The organism is Paraplanobispora takensis (genome assembly GCF_016863195.1).
Classification (GTDB): Bacteria; Actinomycetota; Actinomycetes; order Streptosporangiales; family Streptosporangiaceae; genus Planobispora; species Planobispora takensis.
The window spans coordinates 135,959-160,857 of the sequence record NZ_BOOK01000031.1 but is presented as its reverse complement, the minus strand read 5'-3'; the positions used below and the strand labels follow the sequence as shown (position 1 = coordinate 160,857).

Here is a 24,899-nt window from a genome sequence, read left to right as displayed (position 1 = left end):
GCAGGCTCCGGCGAGAGCGGGGACGGTGGCACCGCGGCGGGTCCGGTCATCGGGGCTCCTCCACGCGCTCCAGCCAGATCTCCCGCCAGAACGGGACGAACTCCCGGGGGCAGTTCTGCTTGTGGGCGCCGTCGCAGAAGACGCCCTCCAGCGTGATGCAGGGGCTCTTCATCGTCAGCAGCCTGCCGGTCTTCTCATCCAGCGCCCGCTCGACCCTGGCCTGGACCCGGGCGACCTTGCCGCAGTGGCGCGCCATCTCCTCCTCGAAGCCCATGCCCCGGTTGAGCCGGTCGGCGTTGAGGGTCGCGACGATCTCCTCCTTGGACTTGATCCTGACCAGCTCGCCCGGTTGCAGGCCGATGGCGCCGGTCGGCGTCTTGGTGTGCGGGCCGCCGGGGACGAAGCCCCACTCCATGCCGCTCTTGATCCACAGCCGTCCGGGCAGGATCCGCCTGCTCAGCTTCTGGTAGCGGTTGAACAGCCCGACGAAGATCGTGTACAGCGTCGCGAGCACGCCCGCGTTGCCGGTCCTGACGTCCACGGCGTACTGCCCGAGGCTGCGGAACGGCAGGCAGGTGGGCGCGGCCCGCAGCAGCTCGGTGGCCTGGCAGGAGAAGAGCTCCTCGCCGTCCGGCGCCGGCTCCTTGCGGGTGTTGACCTCCACCAGCTTCAGCAGCCGGTCGTCCGAGGCCGGCCCGGGGACCGGGACCAGACGGGGTCCCGCCTCCACCCGCTTGAGCCAGGACTCCTTCCAGTACATCGAGCAGGCCGTCTGGCAGCCGCCGTGCGCCGACCCGTCGCAGCGCGCCCCGGTCAGGTGCACCGCCCGCTCCATGCGGCGCATGCCGGTGCCGCTGATCGTGTCGCACAGTTTGTACGCCACCTTGTGCACGGTGAGCCGCTGCCCGCAGAACCTCACCATCTCCGGCATGAAGGGCAGGCTGTCCAGTTCGCCCTTCCCGTCGAGAGTGGCCAGGATCTCCGCCTCGCTGCGGACCTCGACCAGCTCGCCGACCCGAAGACCCAGCTGGCTCATGTCACCTTCTCCTTCAGAAGCCCGGCGCCCACGAGCGCGCGTGCCGCGTCCGCCACCGTGGCGAACGGCAGTCCCGATCGTTGTGCGATGTCGAGCAGGCCGTGCTCTCCGTCGGAGAGGTTCAGCACCCACAACATGGCCATCTGGGCCTGCTCGGTGTCGCTGCGCCCGCCCAGCGAGCCGTACAGTCCCCGCCGGCCCAGCTGCGGCTCGCCGTACGGGCTGAGGTTGAGATAGCGGCGGTCGCCGTCGAGGATCTCGACGATCTCCTCCAGGGCTCCGAGGGTGTCGGCCATCGCCTCGGGCAGCACGAAGTCCGGGTCGTCGCCCGAGGTGTGGTACTCCGGGTATCCGGCGTAGGTGGTGCGGGTCAGGCCGCCGACCGGCAGGTCGAAGCCGGGCGAGCCGAACTGCCGCTCGTCGTAGCCGTACGGCGAGAAGTCCAGGATCGTGTGCGGCCGGTCCCCGAGCACGTGGGCCGCGGCCCGGTCGATCACCGCGTCGCCGCGCCTGCTGCGCTTGTAGGTCAGGGTGCCGCCGTCCCCGGCGCACGCCAGCACGATCCCGTGCCTGATCCGGCCGGTCCGCTCCCGGTTGCGCGCCAGCCAGGTGATCGCGCCGATGGTCCCCGGCATGAACAGGAACCGGTAGGTGTGGCGCGGCGTGCCCCCGGCGGCCAGCCGCCGGGCCAGCTCCACCGCCACCGCGATGCCCGCCAGGTTGTCGTTGGCCAGCGAGGGGTGGCAGGTGTGGCAGGAGACGATCACCTCGTCGGCCGTCTCGCCGGGCACCACGCATTCGCCGTAGGTCAGGTGCCCGTCCCGCAGGGTCGAGTCGATCACGACCTCGTACGGCCCCGGCCCCATGCCGTCCAGGGTCTCCTGGCTGAGGCAGAAGCCCCAGGTCTCGGCGTAGTAGCTGGTCCGGTAGGGGACCAGGCCGGGCTGGTCGGGCAGCGTGTGCAGGTGCCCGCGCAGCTCGTCGAGGGTCATCGTGGCCGAGACCGGCACGCTGTAGCCCACGACGTGCAGGTTGGAGGCGTTGAAGTCGACGACCCTGCGTCCGGAGGGGTCCTTGACGTAGGCGTCGCGGATGTTCCACTCCCGCGGCACCGTCCAGTCGAGGACCTCGGTGCCGGTGGGCACCTCGCTGACCCGCAGCGGGATCGACTCCCCGACGATCTCCAGCGTGCGGCGCACGCCGTCGCCGGTGATGCTGCGGCAGATCGGATAGAGCCGGCGCACCAGCGCGTGCATCCGCTCCCCGGCGGTCTTGTCCTCCCCGGCGGTCACGGCCGCAGCTCCGGGGAGATGCTCCCGGCCGCGCGCCGCTCCGACAGCCACGCCAGCCGGGTGAAGCGGTGCTCGAAGCCCTCCCGGGTCAGCCCGTGCCGCTCGTAGGCCTCGGCCAGCTCGACCGCCCCGGCCTTGACCGTCCAGCGGGGCTGGTGCTCCGGGAGCGCGGCGCGGATCCGGGAGAAGTCCACCCGGTAGGAGCGCGGGTCGGCCCCGGTCTCCCCGGTGATCAGCAGCTCGGAGCCGGGGACGGTCTCGGCGACCGTGGCGGCGATCTCCGCGACGGTCACGTTGTTCTGCTCCGATCCCACGTTGAACGCCCTGGCGTGCACGGCCTCGCGCGGGGCGGTGAGCGCCGCGGCGAAGGCGTCGGCGATGTCCAGGGCGTGCACCAGCGGCCGCCACGGCGTGCCGTCGGACAGCACCTTCACCTGGCCGGAGAGCACGGCGTGGCCCACCAGGTTGTTCAGCACGATGTCGGCGCGCAGGCGGGGCGAGAACCCGAAGGCCGTGGCGTTGCGCATGAACACCGGGGAGAAGTCGTCGTCGGCCAGCGCCGCCAGGTCGTCCTCGACCCGGACCTTCGACTCGGCGTAGGGCGTCACCGGGCGGAGCGGGGCGTCCTCCCCCACGAGGTCGTCGCCGCCGGAGGCGCCGTAGACCGAGCAGGTGGAGGCGTACAGGAAGCGGCGCACCCCGGCGTCGCGGGCCAGCCGCGCCAGCCGTACCGAGGCGTCGTGGTTGATGGCGTAGGTCAGCTCGGGGGCCAGCGTGCCCAGCGGGTCGTTGGACAGGGCGGCCAGGTGGATCACCGCGTCGAATCCGGCGACGTGCTCGGGACCGGCGTCGCGCAGGTCCACGGCGAGCCCGCGGGGATCGTCCGGCTCCGGTCCGAGCACGCACGCGGCGAACAGCCCGGAGTCGAGGCCGGCCACCTCGTGGCCGGCCCGGGCGAGGACCGGGGCCATCACCGTGCCGAGATATCCCTGGTGGCCGGTCAGTAGAACACGCACGCCTGTCTCCCGATTACCTCGTGTGACCGATGGTCAGCTTCGCCGCGTGGAACGCCTCGGCGTAGCGGCTCTGGCACTGCACCCCGCGCACCCTGGCCAGGCCGCGGAAGGTCTCCTCGTCGAACCACGTACGGCCGTGCTGCGAGGGGTAGTGCTCGTGCAGCAGCGCCGTCTTCTCGGCCAGGACGTCCTGCGGCAGCGGCACGAAGACGTTCGGCTGGGCCAGGTCGGACTCCCACTTGAGGATCTCGTAGCCGAGCACCAGGTGGTCGCGGAAGGCCGTGGGCACCAGCCGGGCCAGCCCCCGGTGGTCCTGGTGCGCGTCGTGCGGCGACGGCGCGAAGACCACGTCCGGGTCGCACCGCCGCCGCACCCGCTCCAGCGCCTCCTTCGCCCGCTCCCAGTTCGCGGGCAGCCGCCCGTCCGGGATGTCCAGGACGGTCACCTCCAGCTCGGCCTTGGGGCAGAACGCGGCCAGCGCGGCCCGTTCCTCGTCCTCGCGGGCGGTGCCCCCGCCGGACAGCACGAGCGCCGTGACCCGCGCCTCCGGACTGGCCCGGCACAGCTCCAGCAGGGTCCCGCCCGCCCCGATCGGGACGTCGTCGCAGTGCGCGCCGAGCAGCAGGATCTCGGCGCAGCGTTCGGGGAGCAGCCGGATCATCGGGCCACCCGCCTTGCGCCGCTCGCCCGGGACATCACGACACCTGCCTGACCAGACGGCGGGGGTTGCGCGGCGCCCGGCCGTCCTCCCACACCATCCACGGGCGTTCGCCGCGCGCGTAGGCCTCGTTCAGCGCGACGCGCTCCCTGATGGTGTCGGTGGGCTTCCAGAACCCCCGGTGGGGATAGGCCAGCAGCCGGCCCGCCTTGGCCAGCTCCATGCAGCCGTCGGCGACGAGGTCGCCGCCGGGCGGGATGTGCTCGAAGATCTCCTGGCGGAGCACGAAGTACCCGCCGTTGATCCACAACGGCATCTGGCTGACCGGCGTGATCCCGCCCACCGACCCGTCCTCGTCCACCTCGATGCAGTGGAAGGTGTCCGTCGGCGGGACGACCACCATCGAGGCGCCCGCGTCGGAGGCGGTGAAGCGGTCGACGATCTCGGGCAGCGGCGCGTCGGTGAGCACGTCGGCGTAGTTGGCCAGGAACAGCTCGTCGCCGTCGATGTGCTCGCGGACCCGGCGCAGCCGTTCCCCGATGGGGGAGTCGATCCCGGTCTGCACGAACGAGATCGACCATTCGGCGATGTCGGTGGACAGCAGCTCGACGGTGCCGCCGCGCAGGACGAAGTCGTTGGAGGTGGTCTCCCGGTAGTTCAGGAAGAAGTCCTTGATGTGCTCGGCGCCGTAGCCCAGGCACAGGATGAACTCGGTGTGCCCGTAGTGCGCGTAGTAGCGCATCACGTGCCAGATCAGCGGGCGGGGTCCGACGAGCTGCATGGGCTTGGGGGGGTCCCCCGGGGCGCCGCTGCGCATGCGTGTGCCGTAACCGCCGCAGAAGAGGACCACCTTCACGGGACGACCTCCAGGCTCGGGATGGGGAAGACCAGCCGGCCGCCCCACTCGCGGACGTACGACAGCTGCTCGACGAGTTCGTCGCGCAGGTTCCACGGCAGGACCAGCACGTAGTCGGGCCGGTCCTCGGCGATCCGCTCGGGCGCCAGGATCGGGATGCGCGCGCCGGGAGTGAACCTGCCGTGTTTGTAGGGGTTGCGGTCCACCGTGTAGGCCAGCAGGTCGGGGCGGACGCCGCAGTGGTTGAGCAGGGTGTTGCCCTTGCCGGGCGCGCCGTAGCCGACCACGGTCTTGCCCGCGTCGGCCGCCTCGACGAGGAAGCGCAGCAGGTCCCGCCGGACCTTGGCCACCCGGGCGGCGAAGTCGGCGTAGCCGGACAGCTCGTGCAGCCCGGCGGCCTTCTCCCGGGCCAGCACGTCGTCCACCCGCGGGCCCGGCTCGCCGTACGGCCGCGCCCACAGCCGGATCGAGCCGCCGTGCGTGGGCAGCAGCTCCACGTCCACCAGCCTCAGCCCGCCGCCGGCCAGGGCCCGCTGCGCGGAGGCGACGGTGTAGTACTGGAAGTGCTCGTGGTAGATCGTGTCGTACTGGTTGAGCTCCATCAGCGTCAGCAGGTGCTGGACCTCGACGGAGACCAGGCCGTCGTCGGCGACCAGGGCCCGCAGCCCCTCGGTGAACCCCACGACGTCCGGGATGTGCGCGTAGACGTTGTTGGCCACGACGAGGTCGGCCGGGCCGTGCTCGGCGCGCACCGCCGCGCCGGTCTCGGGGGTGAGGAACGCGGTGAGGGTCGGCACCCCCTTCTCCCGGGCGGCCCGGCCGACGTTGGCCGACGGCTCGATGCCCAGGCACCGGATCCCCCGCGCGACGACGTGCTGCAGCAGGTAGCCGTCGTTGCTGGCCACCTCCACCACGAAGGCGTCCGGCGCCAGGTCGCGCTCCGCGACGAACCGGCGGGCGTGCTCCACCCAGGAGGTGGAGTAGGAGGAGAAGTAGGCGTACTCGGTGAAGGTGTCCTCCGGAGTGATCAGCGGTGGTATCTGCGCCAGCAGGCACCCGGTGCACACCCTCAGGTGCAGCGGATAGGCGGTCTCCGGGAGGTCGAGCTGCTCGGCGGTCAGGAACAGCTCGCACGGCGGGGTCGCACCGAGGTCGACGACGCTCGCGAGGCTCTCCGAACCGCACAGCCGGCAGGTCGTCATCGGCACATTCCCCTTTCGCGTAGATCACCGTGGGTGTTACAGGCTCCGCCGGCCACTCAGCTCGCCCCCGAAAGCGCCCCGGACTCGTACTCCAGCGCCAGCTCCTCGGGCATCGCCGCCAGGTCGGTGGAGCGCACGAAGTCGCGCAGGGTGGTCCCGGTGCAGGCGGCGTCGACGTTCGGGGCCCCGCGGCGGTCGCGCACGTCCTCGACGTCCACCGTGCGGAAGTCGATGCTGAAGCGGGTCCTGCCCGAGGTGTTGGGCACCGTCGAGTGGAGCTGGGCGCCGGAGAACAGCAGCACCCCGCCCGGCTCGGGGACCACCCGGACCTGCGGTTCGAGCTCGACCGGCTCCTCCGGCCTGGGCTGCTCGCGGGTGTCGGAGCGCACGTGCCGGGCGGCGGTGAGCCGGCTGGTGCGGTTCCACTCGCCGTAGTCGTAGCGGGCGCTGCCGTTGCGCACCGGGCGGTCGAAGTACTGGGGGTGGAAGGCCATCACGTTCTCCGGGACCACCTCGTAGACCGGGATCCACCAGTTGATCTGGCTGAAGGGCGCCGAGTACCAGCAGTCGCGGTGCGGGTGGAAGGCGTAGGAGATGCCGGAGCTGAGATAGTCGTCGGAGGTCGAGGTGCGCAGCCGGGGGACGTCGAAGTAGGTGCGCTCGGGCACGCAGCCGAGCTCCTCCATGATCGCGGGCAGCAGCTTCTTGCAGCGCGGGTGGTGGATGAAGCGCGGCTTGAGATCGGCCAGCAGTGCCGCGAACTCCTCCACCGCCATGTCGTGCTGGGCGGTCTCCGGATCACGTCCGCCGAACGCGTCGGCGATCAGCTCCCTCGTGAAAGCCACCAGTTCGCGGGAGGCGGGGGTGGCCGAGTAGACGAACACCTCCCCGCCGTAGAGCAACTCTCGCCGCTGGGCCTCGCCCATGGAGCTGTTGGAGAAAACGGCGGTCATCATGAGGATCTGATCTCCTTTGGGCAATTCCCGATCTTCCGGGCTGGAACGCCCGGTGGCGTGACATGCTTCGGCGCATGGAGCCCCTCAGCATCGACGGAGCCTGGCTTTACACCCCCCGCGTCCACGCCGACCCCCGCGGCGCCTTCCTGGAGGCGTTCCGCGCCTCCGACCTGCGGGAGGCCGCCGGCCTGCGGCTGGACCTCGCTCAGCTGAACTGCTCGGTGTCCGGGCGGGGCGTGCTGCGGGGCGTGCACTTCGCCGACGTCCCGCCCGGTCAGGCCAAGTACGTCATGTGCGTCTCCGGCGCCGTCCTGGACGTGGTCGTCGACGTCCGGGCCGGGTCGCCGACCTTCGGCCGCTGGGAGGCCGTGCGCCTGGACGACGAGACCCGCCGGGGCCTGTACATCGCCGAAGGACTCGGCCACGCCTTCCTCGCGCTCAGCGACGGCGCGACCGTGCTCTACGCGTGCTCGCAGCCGTACGCGCCCGGGCGCGAGCACGGGATCCACCCGCTCGACCCGGCCGTCGGCATCGGCTGGCCGCTGGAGGGCGAGCCGCTGCTGTCGGACAAGGACGCCGCGGCGCCCACGCTGGAGGAGGCGCTGGCCGCCGGGCTGCTGCCCGACTACGGGGTCTGCGCCGCCCGTCACCGGACACCGCCGACCACCGACGGCCACGCCGCCTGAAGCGCCCGCCGCCAGTCCCGCATGGCGGGCCCGGCACGGCGGGCGAGCACGCTGTAGGCGGGCCGCCGGGCCGGGCGGGGGAACCGGGAGCTGCCGACCGGCCGGACGCGGTCCGGGTCGGCGCCCAGCATGGCGAAGATCTCGCGCGCGAAGCCGTACCACGTCGTCTGGCCGGCGTTGGTGGCGTGGTAGACGCCGCCGGGGGCGTCGGCGCGGACCAGCCGGACCAGCTCGGCCGCCAGGTCGGCGGTCCACGTGGGCTGCCCGGTCTGGTCGTCGACCACCGTGACGGTGTCGCGCTCGGACTCCAGCCGGACCATGGTCCGGACGAAGTTCGCCCCGTGGGCGCCGTACAGCCAGGCCGTGCGCACCACGAGGTGACCGTGTTCCAGCGCCGCCCGCTCCCCCGCCAGCTTGCTCCGGCCGTAGGCGCCGAGCGGGCCGGTCGGGTCGTCCTCCCGGTACGGCCGCCGCGCCGCGCCGTCGAAGACGTAGTCGGTGGAGACCTGGACCAGCCGGGCGCCCAGCTCGTCGCAGCCCCGGGCCAGGGCCCGCACGGCGTGGCCGTTGACCGCCAGCGCCTCCGGCTCGCGCGTCTCCGCGTCGTCCACGGCCGTCCACCCGGCGCAGTTGACCACCGCGTCGGGCTTGTGCAGCCGTACGGCCCGCGACACCGCGTCGGGGTCCCGCACGTCGAGCTCGTCGCGGCCGAGCGCCGCGACCTGCTCGCCCTCGCCCCGCAGCAGGGTCACCAGGTCGGCGCCGAGCATCCCCCGCGCGCCGGTGACCAGCCATCGCGTCATGAGAGCGCCTTCCACCAGTGCGGGTTGTCGGCGTACCAGCGCACCGTCTCTTCCAGGCCGGCGTCGAAACCGATCTTCGGCGCGTACCCCATCGAGCGCAGCCTGGCGTCGTCGAGGGAGTAGCGCAGGTCGTGGCCCTTGCGGTCCTGCACGTGCTCGACCATCTCCCACCCGGCGTCGCAGGCCCGCAGGATGCGCTCGGTGAGCTCCAGGTTCGTCAGCTCCGCCGTCCCGGCGATGTGGTAGACCTCGCCGGGCTCGCCCTCACAGGACACCAGCCGGATGGCCGCGCAGTGGTCGTCGACGTGGATCCAGTCGCGGACGTTGCTCCCGTCGCCGTACAGGGGCACCTTGCGTCCCTGCAGGAGGTTGGTGACGAACAGCGGGATCACCTTCTCCGGGAACTGGCGGGGCCCGTAGTTGTTGCCGCAGCGGGTGATGGAGACCGGCAGGCCGTGGGTGATCGCGTAGGACCGGGCGATCATGTCCCCGCCCGCCTTGGCGGCGGAGTACGGCGAGCGCGGGCGCAGCGGCGCGAACTCGTTCCACGAGCCGGTCTCGATCGAGCCGTACACCTCGTCGGTGGAGACCTGCACCACGCGCGGGGTCCGCGCCTCCAGGCAGGCCTGCATGAGGGTCTGCACGCCCATGACGTTGGTCCGCACGAACTCGGCGGCCGAGTCGATCGACCGGTCCACGTGGGACTCGGCGGCGAAGTTGACCACGACGTCGTGGCCGGGGACCACCTGCGACAGCAGTACGGGGTCGCAGATGTCACCGTGCACGAAGGTGTGCGGGACCCCTTCCAGGTTGGCGAGGTTGCCCGCGTAGGTGAGCCGGTCGAGCACGGTCACCTCGGCTCCGTCCGCCGCCAGCATCCGGGCGTAGGCCGAACCGATGAATCCGGCGCCGCCGGTGACGAGGACCCGCGCGGGCCCGCAGAGAGGTGCACTCATGAACTGATCTGGACCTTGCTGTGATCGCCCAGCACGAGGCGGTGGGCTCGGGGAGTGGCGGGGGCGGGGGTGACCTCGACGTCGTGGCCGATGAGGGAGGCCTCGATCCGGGACACCCCGGAGATCGAGGATCTGGGCAGGACGATGGAGTACTCGATCTCGCTGCCGCTGACCGTGCAGCCGGCGGCGATCGAGGTGAAGGGGCCGACGTAGCTGTCGAGGATCCTGGCCCCGGCCCCGATGATCGCCGGGCCGACGATGCGCGATCTCTCGACCGCCGCGCCGGGCTCGACGACCACCCGGCCGATCAACTCGCTGACGCCGTCCACCCGGCCGTCCAGCCGGGGTTCCACCGACTCCAGGACCAGCCGGTTGACCTCCAGCATGTCGGTCACGTCGCCGGTGTCCTTCCAGTAGCCGGAGATGACGGACGACTCGACCCGCCGGCCCTCCTCGATCAGCCACTGGATCGCGTCGGTGATCTCCAACTCGCCCCGCCCGGACGGCTTGAGCTCGGCGACCGCCTCGTGGACCTCCGGCGTGAACAGGTAGACGCCCACCAGCGCGAGGTCGCTCTTGGGCACGCGCGGTTTCTCCTCCAGCCGGATCACCCGGCCCCGCGCGTCGAGTTCGGCGACGCCGAACTGCCGGGGGTCGCCGACCCGGGTGAGCATGATCTGCGCCGCCGGCCGGTCCCGGGCGAAACGCTCCACGAGGTCGTCGATCCCGCCGACGATGAAGTTGTCGCCGAGGTACATGACGAAGTCGTCGTCACCCAGATAGTCGCGGGCGATGAGCACCGCGTGGGCCAGGCCGAGCGGCGCCCGCTGGCGCAGGTAGGTCACCTCCAGGCCGAACGCGGCCCCGTCGCCGACGGCGGCCTCGATCTCGGCCTGGGTGTCGCCGACGACCATCCCGATCTCCCGGATGCCGGCCGCCGCGATGGCCTCCAGCCCGTAGAAGAGCACCGGTTTGTTGGCCACGGGGACGAGCTGCTTGGCGGAGGTGTGGGTGATCGGCCGTAATCGGGTGCCCGACCCCCCGGCGAGCACGAGTGCTTTCACGTCTAGTAGGCCCCTTCTCCGTGGACGACGGCGCTCCAGGTCTTCCAGAGGATCTGCAGGTCCAGGAAGAGGGACCAGTTCTCCACGTACCGCAGGTCCAGGCGGACCGACTCCTCCCAGGACAGGTCGGAGCGCCCGCTGACCTGCCACAGGCCCGTCATCCCGGGCTTGACCACCAGGCGGCGGCGGACGTCCACGCCGTACTGCTCGACCTCCTCGGGCAGCGGGGGGCGCGGGCCGACCAGTGACATCTCCCCGCGGGCCACGTTGAGCAGCTGCGGCAGCTCGTCGAGGGAGTAGCGGCGCAGGAACGCTCCCACCCGGGTGATCCGCGGATCCTTCCGGATCTTGAACAGCACGCCGTCGAACTCGTTCTCCGGCAGCAGGTGGCCCTTGAGGGAGTCGGCGCCGTCGACCATGGTGCGGAACTTCACGACCCGGAACTCCACGCCCCCCTTGCCCACCCTGGCCTGCCGGAACAGCGCCGGTCCCGGGCTGGTCGCCCGGATCAGCGCCGAGATCAGCAGCATGGGCAGGGCCAGCACCACCAGCGCGCACCCGGCGCCGCAGCGGTCGAACAGGTTCTTCACCCAGTAGCGGGTGCCGGTGAACTCGGGATGCTCGACGTGCAGCAGCGGCATCCCGGCCATCGGGCGGATGCTGACGCGCGGGCCCGCCACGTCCATGAGCGCGGGCGCCACGAACAGGTCGACGCGGTCGTTCTCCAGCTCCCAGGCGAGCCGGCGCAGCGCGGTGCCGTCCAGCTCGGGGCAGGCCAGGATGGCCACGGCGTCGGCCTTGACCTTGGCCACCGCCTCGGGCACGTCGGTGAAGTCGCCGAGCACCGGCACCCCGCCGACGTCGGCCCGCTCGGCGCCGGACGGCAGGCACGCCGCCACCACGGCCATGCCGTGGTAGGGCTGTCTTCGCAGCTGTATCACCAGGTCGAGCACCGACTCCCGGTGACCGACGGCGACCATGTGGCGCATGTACTCACCGGCGGTGCGCCGCCGGTGCAGCCTTTTGCGCATGCGATAGCGAAAGAGAATCGTGAGGAGCAGGGCGCCGGGCAGCATCGCCATGACAAAACTCCTGGCAATGCTGGTCTGCGTCGCATAAGCACCGATTGCGACAGCCGCGGTAAGACCGATTCCCCCTTCGAAAACCGCCCGAAACTCCTCCGTTCCCTCACCGTGCGCGCGCCGGCGATAGGCGCCCCCCAAGGCCAGCGCCAAAGGCCAGCACAGAGCGAGCCCCAGACCGAAAATCGCCTCGCCCAGGGGGATGAAGGCGCCCAGCCACAACCTGACCCCGAGCACGATCTCGCAGGCCAGAACCGCGCAGGCGAGATCTCCCGCCACCAGTAAACGGGCATACGAACGTGTCCATATGCTCGATGCGGAACGTGCCATACCGTCGAGGAGCACGTCAGCGGGCCCCTCTGTCCCCACCCGCATACCATTCCCCACCCAACTATCCGGGAATTAACAGATAGCAGACGTACACAAGGTGCCAAGGGTTGACAGATTTCCCAAAAGCCTCAGAAAGCCGCAAGTACCCTTCGAAATCATATTGATCACGCAGGAAGAGCGGAATAGAGACCGTTGGCCACTAGTGGCCGATATAGTCGGATAGGCACGCCTTGACGGAACGGTCCAAATGTGTACTTTCAACCATTCGTACGCACTGTGTAATCGGGTGTGGACACACAGAAATGACGACTTGACCCTCGCGAGGTCAGTCGTACTCCAGGTCGGGCAGGGCCGAGGGCGGATCGGGACTGCGCCAGACCACGACGTATGAATCGCGGGCGGTGCTCACCGCCGCGCTGAGCCGGTCGAGATCGAAATCCGGGAGATACCGCAGGCGGGTGAGAAACGCTCCGTCGGTCGCCGACTTGGGCACGACGCATCCCTGCCCGTCCCGGTCGAGCAGGATGTACAGGATGTCCGTGTCCGTGTCCCCCACGACCCGTACCTCGACGACGTCTTCCCATGCGAGCGCGTCGACGCTTCCGTCCGCGTAGTGGCGAGTCACGCCTTCCTCGGTGACGTACACGTACGTATCCGGCACTGAATTGCCGTGCATGGCCGCGATTGTGACGACTTAGGGCCTTCCCGTGCAATAGAACCGCTGAAGTCCGAGTGTCAAGACTCTCCCCAGCCGTGGTCCAGATGTTCCGCGACGGCGCGGCGGGCCTCCGGCGACGGTCCGCCGGCGATGGCGTCGAGCAGATCGCGGTGCTCGGCGACCAGCACGTCCCGGTCGGCGTAGACCGTGCGCAGCCGGACCAGGCCCAGCCGGGTCTCGGCGGCCAGCGCGGAGTACAGGCGCTCCAGCCGCGGGCTGCCCACCGCCACGATCAGCGCCTGGTGCAGCGCCATGTGCTCGGCGACCACGTCGGACCAGGGGGCGTCGCCGGGAAGCGCGGCCATCCGGGCCAGCGCCCCGTCGGCCTCGGCCACCCGCCGCCCGGCCAGGGAGAGGGCCATCAGGTCCTCCAGCGGGCGCCGGACGAACATCAGGTCGTCCAGGTCGGCCGCCGTCACCTCGGCCACCTGGGCGCTGCGGTGCCGTTCCCGCCGGAGCAGGCCCTCGTGGACCAGGACCGCCAGCGCCTCGCGGACGGTGGGGCGGGCCACGCCGTAGGCCGCCGACAGCTCCTGCTCCGGCAGCGCCGTGCCGGGCTCGATCTCGCCGGACAGCACCCGGCGGCGGAGTGCGTCGGCCAGGGCGGCGACCGCGGATACGGGACGGAGCGGGAGCGTCACAGGAGTGATTGTGCCGCTTTCCGCTCGGGGAGTGCGACCGCCACCAGGCTCGCGCCCAGCAGCAGCAACCCGGCGGCCGAGATCGCGGTCAGCTGCTCGCCCAGGACGACGACGCCGAGCAGGGCGGCGACGGCGGGCTCGGCGAGGGCGAGGGTCGCGGCGGTCGCCACCGGGGTGGTGCGCAGGCCCCTGCCGTACAGCAGGTAGGCCAGCGCCGTGGTGGCGCCGCCGAGATAGAGCGCGGTCAGCAGGCCGCGCGGCTCGGCGAGCCAGCCGAGGTCCGTGCCGAGCAGGACCGGGAGCATCAGCAGCGCCGCCCCGCCGAACATCGCGCCCATGACCGCGTCGGAGGAGGCTCCGGCGCCGATCACCCGGGCGGCGCTCACCGCGTAGAAGGCGTAGATCAGGCCGCCGAGGAGCGCGAGCAGGATCCCGTCCGCGCGGGCTTCGCCTCCCCCGCCGGTGAGGACGGCGCAGCCGATGATCGCCGCGGCGGTCGCCCCGGCCCAGCGCCGGGTGGGCACCACCCTGTCCGCCAGCCAGGAGAGCAGCCCGGTGAACACCGGGCCGCTGCCGATGGCGACCACGGTCCCGATGGCCACCCCGGTCCTGCTGACGGCGGCGAAGTAGCACAGCTGGTAGGCGGCCACCCCTGCGGCGGCCGCGGCGAGCAGCCCCTTGCGGGGCAGCGCCCGCATGGCCGCGCCGGCGGCGACGGCGAGCACCAGCCCGCCGATCACCAGGCGGGCGGCGGCGAGGGAGACGGGGTCGACGCCGCCGACGAGCAGTCCGGCGGTGCCCGCCGTACCCCACAGCACGGCGGCCCCGACGACGGCGAGTTTCCTGGCGGGCGCGGCTTGCGTGGTCGCGGGTTCCGCGGTCCCGGTTTTCGCGGTCACAGTGGAGGACACAGTGCGATTGTCAGACAACTAGACAATAATGTCCAGCGCTTAATCGTCCTCTCTCCCCTAATGTCCGATTCTTCCGTTTCTTTTGGCCACACCGGGGGTAGGCAGGAGGAAACGTCAGAAGCCATGCGGGGGTGGCCGGTGCTGTCCAGGGGAATGTTCGAGCGGGGCCCGCTGACGGCCTACGAGGAGATGCTGCGCGCCGTCACACCGCACCGGGTGGACGGTACGGCGGTCACCACCTCCGCCGAGGCGATGACCGCGATCGCCGAGGCGCTGTCGTTCCCCGAGCGCTTCGGGCACAACCTCGACGCGTTGTACGACTGCCTGACCGACCTGTCATGGCTGCCGCCGGGAGAGCACGTGCTGGTCTGGTCGGAGCCGTCGGTGCTGAGCGGCGCCGACCGGCCGGCCTACGACGCGATCCGGACCGTGCTGTCGGACGCCGTCTCCGACGGGACGCCGCAGGAGGCGTTCTTGTCCGTCCTCCTCTTGACCGACTGAGCCGTCGCGACGCAGTGGAGGCAGAACGCGCCCCGCCTGCCCTCGGCACAGGTGCAGTACCACTTCAGGGCTCCGTCGGCGACCTGGAGCTCCACGCGCTCGCTGCCGTCGCCCACCTCGGCGGTGATGAACGCGGGCCCGAACCTGACCAGCTGCACCGCCCCCGCACGCTCCAGCTCGCCGCCCTCGGCGAGCACCGCTTCCACCGTGCGGGCCAGCTCGGCCTCGATCAGTTCCGCAACCCTCGTCATGGGCGTGCCTCCCCCTCTTGTCATCTACAGACGTGCCCGGCGGCCTCCGGGTTCCGTGTCACCCAGAGAGAGACAAATGCTTTCTTGTGGTTAGGCCTGTATGTCTCTGGCCGTAGGTCGTGGAGATTGCTAGGGTTTCGCCACTGTTAACCGCGCATACACGTAATGCGAGGCATTATGGGTGGCCGAAAATACTCGATCAAGACGAAGATATTCACCCTTCTGCTGGTGCCACTCGTCTCGCTGGTAGCGATCTGGGGGTTCGCGGCCACGTCCACGCTGCAGGGCGGGGCGGACCTGCTCAGGGCCGGGGCGCTCTACGAGAGCGTGGTCGTGCCGACCCGGACGCTGACCACCGCCCTTCAGCACGAACGGCTGCTCTCCCTGAGCCTGCTCGGCGGCGACACCTCCGCGCGCTCCGCGCTCGACACCCAGCGGGCCCGGACCAACGCCTCACGCGAGCAGCTGCGGCAGATGGCCGAGGAGTACCGCGGTGACATGAGCGAGGCGCTGCAGGAGCGGGTGGCCCATCTCACCTCCGAGCTGGACCAGCTCACCACGATCCGCACCGGGGTCGACTCGCGCTCCGCCACCCGGCAGCAGACCCTCGACGCCTACTCCTCGATCGTCTGGGCGATCTTCGACTCCTTCGAGAAGATGTACATCACCCAGGATCCCGAGCTCGTCGACCAGACCCGGGCCATCGTCGTGATGGGGCGCAGCCGCGAGCTGCTGAGCCGGCAGGCCGCGCTGATCTCCGGAGTCGTGGCCGCCAAGTCCCTCGACGACCGGGACCGCGCGGCCTTCGCCGAGCTGGCCGCCGGCCGCAAGCTCCTCTACTCCCTGGGCTTCAACCAGCTCGACGAGGAGCTGCGCGCCCCCTATGTGAACCTCTCGGCCAGCGCCCCCTACCGGACGTTCGAGCAGATCGAGCGGACGTTCGCCACGGCCTCGCGCCCCGACTCCTCCTGGGCGACGGCCGCCACCGCGCTGTCGGACACCTTCGACCGGTTCGGCGGCGAGGTCAGCCGCCGCAACAGCGACCGCTCCGCGCCGCTGGCCACCTCGATCCTGCTGCGCGTCGGCATCGTCGGCGGGGTCGGCCTGATCGCGGTCGTGGCGTCGATCTTCATCTCGGTGCGGTTCGGCCGCCGGATCGGCGCCGAGCTGGTGAGCCTGCAGCGGGCCGCCCTCGACCTCGCCGACCGGCGCCTGCCCGACGTGGTCGCCCGGCTGCGCAGGGGCGAGGACGTCTGCACCGAGGCCGAGTCCGCCACCCCCGAGTTGCACCAGGGCACCACCGCCGAGGTCGTGAGCGTCGGCGAGGCGTTCGCCTCGGTCCAGCGCACGGCGGTCGAGGCGGCCGTCGGCCAGGCCGAGCTGCGCAAGGGCGTCAACAAGGTCTTCGTGAGCCTGGCCCGGCGCAGCCAGTCGCTCCTGCACCGGCAGCTGACCATGCTGGAGACGATGGAGCGGCGCGCCGTCGACCCCGAGTCCCTCGACGGCCTGTTCGCCCTGGACCACCTGACCACCCGCATGCGCCGGCACTCCGAGGGCCTGATCATCCTGTCCGGGTCGGTGCCCGCCCGCGGCTGGCGGGTACCGGTGGAGATCTACGACGTGATGCGCGCCGCCGTCGAGGAGGTCGAGGACTACCGCCGCGTCACGATCACCGTGCCGAGCGGCCCGTCGCTCGTCGGCACGGTCGTCACCGACGTGATCCACCTGATCGCCGAGCTGGTGGAGAACGCCACGATCTTCTCCCCGCCCAACACGACGGTGCGCGTGCACGGCGAGACGGTGGCCAGGGGCTACGCCATCGAGGTCGAGGACCGCGGTCTCGGCATGACCCCCGCCGAGCTGGCCCACATCAACGAGCGGCTGGCCGACCCGCCGGAGTTCGACCTGGCCGACAGCGACCGGCTCGGCCTGTTCGTGGTCGGCAGGCTCGCCGCCCGTCACGGCATCCGCGTCTCGCTGCGGCCGTCGCCGTACGGCGGGACCACCGCGATCGTGCTCATCCCCGCCGAACTGGTCGCCGAGAGGCCGGAACTGCCCTCCGCCTCCCCCTACTCGGTCGAGGTGGAGCGGATCCCCACCACCGACAGCGGGCTGCCCAAGCGCGTCCGGCAGGCTGCGCCCCAGCACGCCCCGGCGTCCCGGACGGCGTCCGGGCAGCCGGCCTGGTCCGCCTCGTCCGGCCCGGCGCCGTGGGACGCGCTGTCGTCCGAGCCGTCCCTCTGGAGCACTCCCGAGCAGACCTCCTGGGGCACCTCCGAGCAGACCTCCCGGACCGTGTCCGAGCAGGCCTCCTGGAACGCCTCCGAGCAGACCTCCCAGGTCACACCCGAACAGACGGCCGTGCCCGAGCAGACGGGCCAGACCGTCCCCGGCAACGGCCTGCCCCGGCGGGTACGGCCCGCGCCGGAGACCGAGACCGTCACCCCGAGCACCGTCCTGACGTCCTTCCGCGCGGGGTGGCGCAGAGCCGAGGAGGATGACGACCGATGACGGACCGATGGCCCGACCCGGATCCCGGACCGATCATCCGTCCCTACACGGTGACCCGGGGCCGGACCCGTCCGGCCGGTGAGGGGTTCGACCTGATCGCCACGGTGGCGGCGATCAGACCGGCCCCTCCCGACCTGCCCCCGGAACACCTGCGCCTGCTGGGCGCCTGCCGCCGGCCGATCACGGTGGCCGAGGCGGCCTCCCGGACCGGGCTGCCCGTCGGGGTGGTCCGGGTCCTCCTCGGCGATCTGCGCAACGCCGGGCTGCTGACCGTCCACACCCCTCCCACCACCATCGCCGCGCCCCGCGAGAACCTCCTGCGCGACGTACTGTCCGGCCTCAGGGCCCTGTAGTCCCCGTCGCCGGGGCTCCCCCGGTGCGCCGTACGGCGTGTCAGTCGGTGGCCAGGCGGGCGTGCCGCTCCACATCGTGGCGGACGTCGCCGTAACGCAGCTTGGCCCGTTCGACCCCTTCCATCGCGAACCCCGCCCTGGTCGCGACTGCGCAGGACGCGGCGTTGCTGACGCGGTGTCCCAGCTCCAGCCGGAACAGCCCGCGCTCGGTGAACGCCCACTCGGCCAGCTTGATCGCCGCGGCCACCGCGACGCCCCTGCCCCTGGCGCGCGGCGACGTCCAGTAGGACACCCACCCCGTGTCGTGGGCGTCGATGTTGCTCACGGCGACGTTGCCCACGACCTCGCCGCCGGCCACCACCGCGAACGCCTGCGCGTCGTCCCGGAACCCCCACAGCGCCATCCACTCCAGCGCCGCGCGGGGCGTGTCGATCGGGTGGGAGGACTGCTGGGCCATGTCGGGCGAGCGGAAGGCCTCCAGCACGACGGGCACGTCGTCGGGCCGCCAGCCGCGCAGCTCCACCTCGATCATGCGGTGCAGCGTAACAGGGGCGATTCCCTCATGTCAGACCCCACTCACCGGCGGAAAATCTTGTGAGAGCGCTCCCACAGCAAGCATCATGGCTCCCATGACGACTGTCCGGCCCTACCGCCCCGATGATCGCGCCGACCTCTACGACATCTGCGTCCGGACCGCCCACGAAGGCGGCGACTCCCGGCACATCTATCCCGATCTCGACCTGATGCCCGGCATCTTCGCCGCTCCGTACGCCGAACTGGAGCCGGATCTGACCTTCGTCCTCGACGACGGGGAACGGGCCGTCGGCTACGTCCTCGGCACCGCGGACACGGCCGCCTTCGTCGGGAACTACCGCCGGGAGTGGCTGCCCCGGATGAGAGAGCGCTTCCCCGCGCCCGACGGCCCGCCGGTCTCCCCGAGCGAGTCCATGATCGACCTCATGTACCGGCCGGAGCGCATGATCGTCCCGGAGCTGGCCGACTATCCGGCCCACCTCCACATCGACCTGCTCCCCGCCTACCAGCGCCGGGGGCACGGGCGCGAGCTGATGCTGACCTTCCTGGACGCGCTGCACCGCAAGGGCGTTGCGGCCGTCCACCTCGGAATGGTCACCGCCAACACCGCCGCCCGCGCCTTCTACGACCGGCTCGGCTTCCACGAGATCGAGGTCCCCGACGCCGGTCCCCTCACCTATCTCGGGCGCGAGACGGCCTGAGGGGTACGGCGGCGCGTCCCCGGGAATGGGCTCGGCCGGGGACGCACCCGCCGGCCGGAGGGCCCCTGCGCCCTCCGGCCGGGGAGCGCCGCTAGAAGGTGATCTTCCAGCCGTTGAAGGTGCCGGTGTCGTTCTGGAAGTAGTCCCCGACGACCAGCGTCCAGGTCCCGTTCCCGAGGCGGGCGGTGTTGCTCACCGTGAACCGCACCGGACCGTTGTACGGCGTGCAGCTGCCGTACGACTCGTACTTCAGCACCCGCCGTGTCCCGTTCGGCTGGACCAGGGTCAGCCGCAGGTCCTGGGCGCAGGTGTGGTCGATGTCCGCCGTGACCTCGAACGTGGCGTTCGGGGACCCGGTGAGGGTGACCGGGATGTCGGTGGAGTCCTGGTAGCCGTCGTCGATCGGGAAGGGCGTGTCGTTGGAGAACGTCCGCCCGCCGCCGGTCCCGCCGACCGTCAGGGTGTAGGTGACCGAGTGGGACGCCGCGGTGCCGGTCGCCTTGAGCTCGATCGGATAGGTGCCCGCCGGGGTGCTCGCGGAGGTCGTGATCCGCACCGCGGAGGTCGCGCCCGCCTTGATCGTCGCCGGGTCGAAGGCCACCGTGGTCCCGGAGGGCGCCCCGGAGGCGCTGAGCGTGATGTCCTGGACGGCGCCGCGGGTGACCGCGGTGCTCAGCGTCGCGGTGAGCGAGCCGCCCGCCTGGACGGTGCCGGCGGCCGGGTTCACCGAGACGGAGAAGTCGTCCTGCTCGGATCCCCCGCCCACGGCCAGCTTCCAGACGCCGTAGGCCGCGGCGTCGGAGGCCCTGTCCAGCACCGTGTCATTGATGTTGGCCGTGGTGTCGCACGCCTGGTGGTAGCAGGGGTCGAACGCCCGGCCCGCCGTACCGCCCCACTTGGACGCCTGCGCCGAGGTCTTGGTGGCGCTGGCCCCGGCCGCCACCCCGGAGGTGGGGATGCCGGCGTTGCGGAAGGAGGCGTCGTCGGAACGGTTGGCGCCCTCGGTGTTCTCCTCGGGCTGGAGGTTCAGCCTGTCGTAGAACTCCTTCAGGGGACGGGCGGCCTCGGTGGTGATGTTGTTGATGAAGTAGCCGCCGTTGGTCGAGCCGACCATGTCGTAGTTGTGATAGGTCTTGATCTTGCTCCGGTCGGTGGAGCTGAGCGAGTTGACGTAGAACTCCGAGCCGTTGAGGCCCTGCTCCTCGTCGGTCCACCAGCCGAACCGCACGTGCTTGGCCATCTGCGGCCTCGTGGCCGCCAGGGTCAGCGCGACCTCCAGCAGGGCCGACGAGCCCGAGGCGTTGTCGTTGATGCCGGGTCCGGCCGCGACGCTGTCCAGGTGGGCGCCGGCCATGATGACCTGGTTCTCGTCACCGCCGGGCCAGTCCGCGATCAGGTTCGGCCCGGCTCCGCCGGTGCAGCCCGAGGTGCAGGACTGCCGGCGCACGGTGTAGCCCGCGGCGGTGAGCTTCTGCTCGATGTAGGACACCGAGGCGGTGTAACCGGCCCCGGTCGACCTGCGGGTGCCGCCGTTGGCGGTGGCGATGCTCTGGAACTGCTGCAGGTGCGCCTTGACGCCTGCGAGGCTGATGTCCGGCGGCTCGACCGGGCCGGGCCCACCGCCGCCGACGGTCAGGGCGAAGGTGGCCGTCTTGCTCGTGGTGGAGCCGGTGGCCTTCAGCGCGATCTGGGAGGTCCCCGCCGGGGTGCCCGACGAGGTGGCGATCGTCACCGTCGAGCTCTGGCCCGCCGTGACGGTGGCGGGGTTGAAGCTCACCTGGGTGCCCGAGGGCGCTCCGGTCGCGGACAGGGTCAGGGTCTGCGCGTTGCCGTTGGTGACGGCGGTGGAGAGCGTGGCCGTGGTGGAGCCGCCCGCGTCGACGGTGCCGGAGGCCGGGGAGACCGAGACGCTGAAGTCGTCGCCCTGGACCTGACAGGTCGGCTCGTTGCTCTGCGCCGGGACGCTGACCGCGCTCCAGGCCGCCTTGGTGGCGTTGAACTCGGTGCAGCTGCCCGGGAACAGCGTCTTGGCGGCGTTCAGCGTGGCCACCCGCGCCTTGGCGTGCGTCCACGGGACGGTCTTGGTGTTCAGGCCGCCCATGAAGATCTGGCCGGCCTTCTGGATGCCGATGCCGGTCAGCGTCGCCGTGCCGGAGCAGACCGTGCTGGACGGCTTGCCGGGCGGGTTGGTGCCCTCGGCCAGCAGATAGAACCAGTGGTTCTGCGGCCCGGCCGCCGCGTGCACCTCGGTGTTGGGGATCGAGGAGCTGTAGCAGTTGGGGTCGCCCAGCGCGCCCGGGTTGTACATGTTGCGGATCGGGCCCTGCCCGACCAGGTTGACCTCCTCGCCGACCAGATAGTCGGGCTCGTCGTAGGTCGCGGGCGCGTTGACGTAGTGCTCGGTGAGGGCGCCCATGATGTCGCCGGTGGACTCGTTCAGGCCGCCGGCCTCGTTGCCGCTGCCCGATCCGCCGCTGCCGGAGAACTGGAAGACCGCGTGGCCGAACTCGTGGGCGACCACGTCGATCGGGGTGGCCTGCTTGGTGTTGGCCTGGTTGTGACCGAAGTTGGTGTAGGAACCGTTCCAGTAGGCGTTGACGTCGTTCAGGCCGACCCGCGCGGGGAAGGCGCCGCCGTTGCCGTTGAACCCGCTGCGGCCGAGCCACTCGCGGAGCATGTCCCATTCCTTCTGCGCCGCGTACATCGCGTCGACGCAGGCGGTCTCCAGGTTGGTGCCCTGGCCGTTGCCCCAGCTGTCGTCGGGGCCGGTGTAGGCGGAGCCGTTCTGGCCGCCGCAGCGCAGGCCCGGGCGGGTGGTGTCCGTCATGGAGTAGGAACCGCCGGACCCGGAGGTGGCGATGGTCACGTTGCCGTTGTAGTGGCCGCTGCCGGTCCCGGCCCTGACGTCGTCCACCTTGTCGATGACGGCGCCGGTCCGGGCGTCCACGTAGACGTGCAGCACGCTCGGGGCCTCGGCGGTCCGGCCGGTGACCAGGACCTCCCAGGCCAGCCGGGGCTCGGCCGTGGCCGCGTGCACCACGAGGACGGGCTCGGCGGCGCTCTTGACGCTCCTCAGCTCTCCGCGCGCGGTGGCGGCGGCGGTCCGGGCGCTCACCGTGGGCGTGGTGTCCACGTCGATCGGGGCGCTCTGGCCCGAGCTGAGGCTCTGCACCGTCTCGCCGCTCTTGTCCGTCACGACGATCACGTCGCCGCCGTAGACCGGCAGGCCGTCGTAGATCCGCCGGTAGTGGACGTACTGGACGCCGTGCGTGCCCGTGACGACACCGACCTGCTCGAACTTGTCCTCGGGTGCCTTGCGCACCGTCCCGGACTCCGCCGCCAGCGTCTTGTCCGCGGTCGCGATCGCGCGCTTGCGGTCGTCCGGGCCCGGCGGGACGAAGGCGTCCCTGCTCTCCCGCACGCCGCTGAGCGGCACCGGGTCCGTCGGGCCCGACGGGGGTGCCGCGGCGCCCGCGGTGCCCACGAGCGCTGGTGAGGCCAGGACGGCGACGGCCAGGACGGCCGCGGTCCCTAACTTGACCTTGGTCTTCACTCTGGATGACTCCTTTCAGGCGTCCCCGGGGGGTGGGGGGACGTAGGAGCCGTGGCCGGCCAGGGCTGGACCAAAGGTCGCACCCGTACCACCCGGCGCAGAACCCTCCAGTTCTCCATAGGTTCGCCCTATGGGAGAGGGAGGTCGCGATCCCGGCCGCGCGGGAGCTGCGAGATCCCGGCGAGCGGGGGCTGCAGGATCCGGCGAGCGGGGGCTACAGGATCCCGGCGGGGTGGGCGAAGTGCACGTCCAGGGCCCCCGGCCCGCGCCGCCTGCGCCAGGCCGCGTACATGGGGACCTTCATCGCCTGCTGCCTGTACCTGCGCATCGCCGTGCCGACCAGCGTCATCATGGTCCCGGCCGGGAGCCCGTACGGAGTCCGGCCGATGACGTTGCGCATCAGCAGGGGGGCGTCGGCGAGCGGGCGGATGACGACGCCGGGATGCTCCACGGCGGTGGGGCGGAACGTCGCCACGCACTTGCCCGCCCTGATCAGGTCGCGGGCGAGGGTGCTGTTCACCGAGAAGGACAGGCGCGGGGCGAAGCCGTACCGCCGGCAGACCGTCCAGAAGTGCTCGCGGTACCCGGCCTCGGTGTTGGGCGACATCGCCCAGTGCTCCTCGGCCAGGTCCGCCAGGTCGATCTCCTCCCGACCGGCCAGCGGGTGCGAGGCCGAGATCCCGACGAAGATCGGCTCGACCACGGAGGCCTCGTACAGCACGCCGGAGGACGAGGTCAGCTCGTACCCGGGATAGTCGGCCAGGACGGCCAGCTCCAGCCGCCCGGCCTCCAGCAGGGAGGGCAGGAGATCCATGCACTCCTCGGTCCGGACGGTGAGACCGGCCTCGGGGAACAGCTCGTACAGGCAGGTGGTGACGTGGCTGGCCAGGGCCGTGTCCGCGCATCCGACCCGGATGACCGGATCCGCTCCCCGCTGGGCGTAGTGGCGGGCGTCGTACCGCAGGGTGTCGAAGGCGCGGAGCGCCGAGCCGGAACGCTCGATGATCCATTCGCCCAGCGGGGTGGGACGGCTTCCCTCCGCGGCGCGCTCGAACAGGCGCCCGCCGAGCATGCGCTCGATGCGCTGCAACTGGCCGGCCAGGGACGGCTGGGACAGGCCGAGCGAGGAGGCCGCCTTGGAGATGCTGCCATGCTCAGCGATGGCATGGATGACTCGAAGATGGCGCACTTCCAGGTCCATGCCGACATGGTAGAGAAATGCCTGACAGCAATAGACATATCGGTAAATGACAGTTTGACAACACTAAATACAAAGTGTCAGCGCCCAATGAATACGATCATGCAGGGAATGCGCGGCGCCGTACTGGACCGCTCCTGGAGCGTTCCGGAAAGCCGCAGCTCCGCCGGGTGCACGGCAGCCGCCCCGCCCTGGGGCGGAGGCCGTACACCCGGGTTTCGAATAACAGTCCTCTCCGTCCTGGTCAGGAGCCTTTCCGGAGAGGTGTGGGAGTTCCCGCAAACGGCCGGCCGGACGATGTCCGCTTATATTCGCCGCCCCCGCCCGCCGGGAAACACCGCGGCGAATACCGGAGGTCAGGCCCGGGACGCGAACGGGCCCGACAGAACCGCCCACTGCAGGAGCATGATGGTCTTGGCGTCGGCGATCTCCCCCGTCCCGATCATCTCCAGCGCCTTCGCGAGGGGCAGCTCCACCACCTCGATGTCCTCGCCGTCCTCGGCCAGCCCGCCGCCCTCGGAGGTCTTGTCGGCCGCGCTGTACGGCGCCGCGAAGAAGTGCACCCGCTCGGTGATCGAGCCGGGGCTCGTGTAGACGTCGAAGACGTGCCGGACCTCGCCGATCTCGTAGCCCGTCTCCTCGGCGGCCTCCCGCCGGATCGCGGTCTCCGGGTCGTCGTCGTCGAGCAGGCCGCCCGGGGTCTCCAGCAGGTACCCGTCGGGGTGGCCGTTGACGTAGACGGGATAGCGGAACTGCCGGATCAGCAGCACCGTGGCCCGCCCGGCGTCGTAGAGCAGCACGGTGGCGCCGTTGCCCCGGTCGTAGGTCTCGCGCTCCTCCACGCTCCAGTGCCCGTCGGAGTGCTGATAGTCGAACGTCGTCTTGCGGAGCACGTACCAGCTCGACGAGAGCAGCTCCACCTCGCGCACCCGGACCCGGGGGTTGCCGGTCAGGTCCGTCCCCACCCGGTCCAGGCCGGTACGGCCCCGCCGGTCGGGAACATCGACGCCCGGCACTCCGCCGGGCACGCGGTCATCGGATCTCATGCCCTCCAGCATCCCGTGCCCCGGACACGGGCGTGGCCGCCGGC

Annotated in this window: 24 protein-coding genes; 5 read left to right on the top strand and 19 right to left on the bottom strand. The window is 71.2% G+C overall.

The window, feature by feature from the left end:
• Positions 1-46: 46 nt before the first annotated feature.
• From Pta02_RS21485 to Pta02_RS21455, 7 genes are read right to left on the bottom strand one after another with little or no spacing between them, the layout of a single operon-like run.
• A complete protein-coding gene (locus tag Pta02_RS21485) occupies positions 47-1,036 on the bottom strand; it encodes a hypothetical protein (protein WP_203876675.1) in 990 nt (329 codons plus the stop codon).
• The gene (locus tag Pta02_RS21480) at positions 1,033-2,328 is read right to left on the bottom strand and encodes a DUF4910 domain-containing protein (protein WP_239131126.1); all 1,296 of its coding nucleotides are present in this window, start codon (positions 2,326-2,328) and stop codon (positions 1,033-1,035) included. Before Pta02_RS21480 ends, Pta02_RS21485 begins: the two co-directional genes overlap by 4 nt.
• Positions 2,325-3,344, bottom strand: a complete 1,020-nt coding sequence (locus Pta02_RS21475; RefSeq protein ID WP_203876674.1) for an NAD-dependent epimerase/dehydratase family protein — start codon at positions 3,342-3,344, stop codon at positions 2,325-2,327. The genes Pta02_RS21480 and Pta02_RS21475 overlap by 4 nt, the downstream gene beginning before the upstream one ends.
• Before the next feature lie 13 nt (positions 3,345-3,357).
• Positions 3,358-4,005 (bottom strand): PIG-L deacetylase family protein, encoded by a 648-nt coding sequence (locus Pta02_RS21470; protein WP_203876673.1) that lies wholly within the window; start codon positions 4,003-4,005, stop codon positions 3,358-3,360.
• A gap of 34 nt (positions 4,006-4,039) precedes the next feature.
• Entirely contained in the window at positions 4,040-4,858 is an 819-nt protein-coding gene (locus Pta02_RS21465) for a glycosyltransferase family protein (RefSeq protein WP_203876672.1), read from the bottom strand.
• A complete protein-coding gene (locus Pta02_RS21460) occupies positions 4,855-6,060 on the bottom strand; it encodes a class I SAM-dependent methyltransferase (RefSeq protein ID WP_203876671.1) in 1,206 nt (401 codons plus the stop codon). Before Pta02_RS21460 ends, Pta02_RS21465 begins: the two co-directional genes overlap by 4 nt.
• 56 nt (positions 6,061-6,116) lie before the next feature.
• Entirely contained in the window at positions 6,117-7,016 is a 900-nt protein-coding gene (locus tag Pta02_RS21455; RefSeq protein ID WP_239131125.1) for a phytanoyl-CoA dioxygenase family protein, read from the bottom strand.
• A gap of 74 nt (positions 7,017-7,090) precedes the next feature.
• Here Pta02_RS21455 and rfbC point away from each other — a divergent pair, with 74 nt between their 5' ends.
• Complete coding sequence (gene rfbC / locus Pta02_RS21450; protein ID WP_203876670.1) at positions 7,091-7,702, top strand: dTDP-4-dehydrorhamnose 3,5-epimerase; 612 nt, start codon at positions 7,091-7,093, stop codon at positions 7,700-7,702.
• Here the strand turns inward: rfbC and rfbD are convergent.
• From rfbD to Pta02_RS21415, 7 genes are all read right to left on the bottom strand, one after another.
• A complete protein-coding gene (rfbD, locus tag Pta02_RS21445) occupies positions 7,663-8,505 on the bottom strand; it encodes a dTDP-4-dehydrorhamnose reductase (protein WP_203876669.1) in 843 nt (280 codons plus the stop codon). The two genes, rfbC and rfbD, sit on opposite strands and share 40 nt — an antisense overlap.
• Positions 8,502-9,461, bottom strand: a complete 960-nt coding sequence (rfbB, locus tag Pta02_RS21440) for a dTDP-glucose 4,6-dehydratase (RefSeq protein WP_203876668.1) — start codon at positions 9,459-9,461, stop codon at positions 8,502-8,504. Before rfbB ends, rfbD begins: the two co-directional genes overlap by 4 nt.
• Complete coding sequence (locus Pta02_RS21435) at positions 9,458-10,525, bottom strand: glucose-1-phosphate thymidylyltransferase (protein WP_203876667.1); 1,068 nt, start codon at positions 10,523-10,525, stop codon at positions 9,458-9,460. Before Pta02_RS21435 ends, rfbB begins: the two co-directional genes overlap by 4 nt.
• A 2-nt stretch (positions 10,526-10,527) precedes the next feature.
• On the bottom strand, positions 10,528-11,982 hold the full coding sequence (locus tag Pta02_RS21430) for a sugar transferase (RefSeq protein WP_203876666.1): 1,455 nt from the start codon (positions 11,980-11,982) through the stop codon (positions 10,528-10,530).
• A gap of 280 nt (positions 11,983-12,262) precedes the next feature.
• The gene (locus tag Pta02_RS21425; protein ID WP_203876665.1) at positions 12,263-12,613 is read right to left on the bottom strand and encodes a hypothetical protein; all 351 of its coding nucleotides are present in this window, start codon (positions 12,611-12,613) and stop codon (positions 12,263-12,265) included.
• A 59-nt stretch (positions 12,614-12,672) separates the two neighbouring features.
• On the bottom strand, positions 12,673-13,296 hold the full coding sequence (locus tag Pta02_RS21420) for a GntR family transcriptional regulator (protein ID WP_203876664.1): 624 nt from the start codon (positions 13,294-13,296) through the stop codon (positions 12,673-12,675).
• Positions 13,293-14,207 carry a DMT family transporter gene (locus Pta02_RS21415; RefSeq protein ID WP_239131124.1) on the bottom strand — a complete coding sequence of 305 codons (915 nt, stop codon included), beginning with the start codon at positions 14,205-14,207 and terminating at the stop codon, positions 13,293-13,295. Before Pta02_RS21415 ends, Pta02_RS21420 begins: the two co-directional genes overlap by 4 nt.
• Before the next feature lie 123 nt (positions 14,208-14,330).
• Here Pta02_RS21415 and Pta02_RS21410 point away from each other — a divergent pair, with 123 nt between their 5' ends.
• Positions 14,331-14,708, top strand: a complete 378-nt coding sequence (locus tag Pta02_RS21410) for a barstar family protein (RefSeq protein ID WP_239127308.1) — start codon at positions 14,331-14,333, stop codon at positions 14,706-14,708.
• On the opposite strand, the gene Pta02_RS21405 is transcribed toward Pta02_RS21410, so the two are convergent.
• Positions 14,618-14,959 carry an SWIM zinc finger family protein gene (locus tag Pta02_RS21405; protein WP_203876663.1) on the bottom strand — a complete coding sequence of 114 codons (342 nt, stop codon included), beginning with the start codon at positions 14,957-14,959 and terminating at the stop codon, positions 14,618-14,620. The genes Pta02_RS21410 and Pta02_RS21405 overlap by 91 nt on opposite strands.
• A 228-nt stretch (positions 14,960-15,187) precedes the next feature.
• Between Pta02_RS21405 and Pta02_RS21400 the strand changes: the two genes are divergently transcribed.
• Both Pta02_RS21400 and Pta02_RS21395 read left to right on the top strand, forming a co-directional pair.
• Positions 15,188-17,470, top strand: a complete 2,283-nt coding sequence (locus Pta02_RS21400) for a sensor histidine kinase (RefSeq protein WP_203876662.1) — start codon at positions 15,188-15,190, stop codon at positions 17,468-17,470.
• On the top strand, positions 17,467-17,823 hold the full coding sequence (locus tag Pta02_RS21395; protein WP_203876661.1) for a DUF742 domain-containing protein: 357 nt from the start codon (positions 17,467-17,469) through the stop codon (positions 17,821-17,823). Before Pta02_RS21400 ends, Pta02_RS21395 begins: the two co-directional genes overlap by 4 nt.
• Before the next feature lie 40 nt (positions 17,824-17,863).
• Here Pta02_RS21395 and Pta02_RS21390 read toward each other — a convergent pair whose 3' ends face one another.
• A complete protein-coding gene (locus Pta02_RS21390; RefSeq protein ID WP_203876660.1) occupies positions 17,864-18,355 on the bottom strand; it encodes a GNAT family N-acetyltransferase in 492 nt (163 codons plus the stop codon).
• A 97-nt stretch (positions 18,356-18,452) separates the two neighbouring features.
• On the opposite strand from Pta02_RS21390, the gene Pta02_RS21385 reads away from it, so the two are divergent.
• Positions 18,453-19,058 carry a GNAT family N-acetyltransferase gene (locus tag Pta02_RS21385; protein ID WP_203876659.1) on the top strand — a complete coding sequence of 202 codons (606 nt, stop codon included), beginning with the start codon at positions 18,453-18,455 and terminating at the stop codon, positions 19,056-19,058.
• A 91-nt stretch (positions 19,059-19,149) separates the two neighbouring features.
• Here the strand turns inward: Pta02_RS21385 and Pta02_RS21380 are convergent, their stop codons facing one another.
• The 3 genes from Pta02_RS21380 to Pta02_RS21370 form a co-directional block, all read right to left on the bottom strand.
• Complete coding sequence (locus Pta02_RS21380) at positions 19,150-22,611, bottom strand: M28 family peptidase (protein WP_203876658.1); 3,462 nt, start codon at positions 22,609-22,611, stop codon at positions 19,150-19,152.
• A 214-nt stretch (positions 22,612-22,825) separates the two neighbouring features.
• The gene (locus Pta02_RS21375) at positions 22,826-23,812 is read right to left on the bottom strand and encodes a LysR family transcriptional regulator (protein WP_203876657.1); all 987 of its coding nucleotides are present in this window, start codon (positions 23,810-23,812) and stop codon (positions 22,826-22,828) included.
• A 353-nt stretch (positions 23,813-24,165) separates the two neighbouring features.
• Positions 24,166-24,855: an NUDIX domain-containing protein gene (locus tag Pta02_RS21370; protein ID WP_239131123.1), complete on the bottom strand. Its 690-nt coding sequence runs from the start codon at positions 24,853-24,855 to the stop codon at positions 24,166-24,168.
• Between the last annotated feature and the right edge of the window lie 44 nt (positions 24,856-24,899).

Coding starts and splice junctions, on each gene's coding strand:
- Pta02_RS21485 (WP_203876675.1), bottom strand. CDS start 1,036: ATGAGCCAGCTGGGTCTTCGGGTCGGCGAGCTGGTCGAGGTCCGCAGC.
- Pta02_RS21470 (WP_203876673.1), bottom strand. CDS start 4,005: ATGATCCGGCTGCTCCCCGAACGCTGCGCCGAGATCCTGCTGCTCGGC.
- Pta02_RS21460 (WP_203876671.1), bottom strand. CDS start 6,060: ATGACGACCTGCCGGCTGTGCGGTTCGGAGAGCCTCGCGAGCGTCGTC.
- Pta02_RS21455 (WP_239131125.1), bottom strand. CDS start 7,016: ATGATGACCGCCGTTTTCTCCAACAGCTCCATGGGCGAGGCCCAGCGG.
- rfbC (WP_203876670.1), top strand. CDS start 7,091: ATGGAGCCCCTCAGCATCGACGGAGCCTGGCTTTACACCCCCCGCGTC.
- rfbD (WP_203876669.1), bottom strand. CDS start 8,505: ATGACGCGATGGCTGGTCACCGGCGCGCGGGGGATGCTCGGCGCCGAC.
- rfbB (WP_203876668.1), bottom strand. CDS start 9,461: ATGAGTGCACCTCTCTGCGGGCCCGCGCGGGTCCTCGTCACCGGCGGC.
- Pta02_RS21430 (WP_203876666.1), bottom strand. CDS start 11,982: ATGCGGGTGGGGACAGAGGGGCCCGCTGACGTGCTCCTCGACGGTATG.
- Pta02_RS21425 (WP_203876665.1), bottom strand. CDS start 12,613: ATGCACGGCAATTCAGTGCCGGATACGTACGTGTACGTCACCGAGGAA.
- Pta02_RS21410 (WP_239127308.1), top strand. CDS start 14,331: ATGCGGGGGTGGCCGGTGCTGTCCAGGGGAATGTTCGAGCGGGGCCCG.
- Pta02_RS21405 (WP_203876663.1), bottom strand. CDS start 14,959: ATGACGAGGGTTGCGGAACTGATCGAGGCCGAGCTGGCCCGCACGGTG.
- Pta02_RS21395 (WP_203876661.1), top strand. CDS start 17,467: ATGACGGACCGATGGCCCGACCCGGATCCCGGACCGATCATCCGTCCC.
- Pta02_RS21390 (WP_203876660.1), bottom strand. CDS start 18,355: ATGATCGAGGTGGAGCTGCGCGGCTGGCGGCCCGACGACGTGCCCGTC.
- Pta02_RS21385 (WP_203876659.1), top strand. CDS start 18,453: ATGACGACTGTCCGGCCCTACCGCCCCGATGATCGCGCCGACCTCTAC.
- Pta02_RS21375 (WP_203876657.1), bottom strand. CDS start 23,812: ATGGACCTGGAAGTGCGCCATCTTCGAGTCATCCATGCCATCGCTGAG.
- Pta02_RS21370 (WP_239131123.1), bottom strand. CDS start 24,855: ATGAGATCCGATGACCGCGTGCCCGGCGGAGTGCCGGGCGTCGATGTT.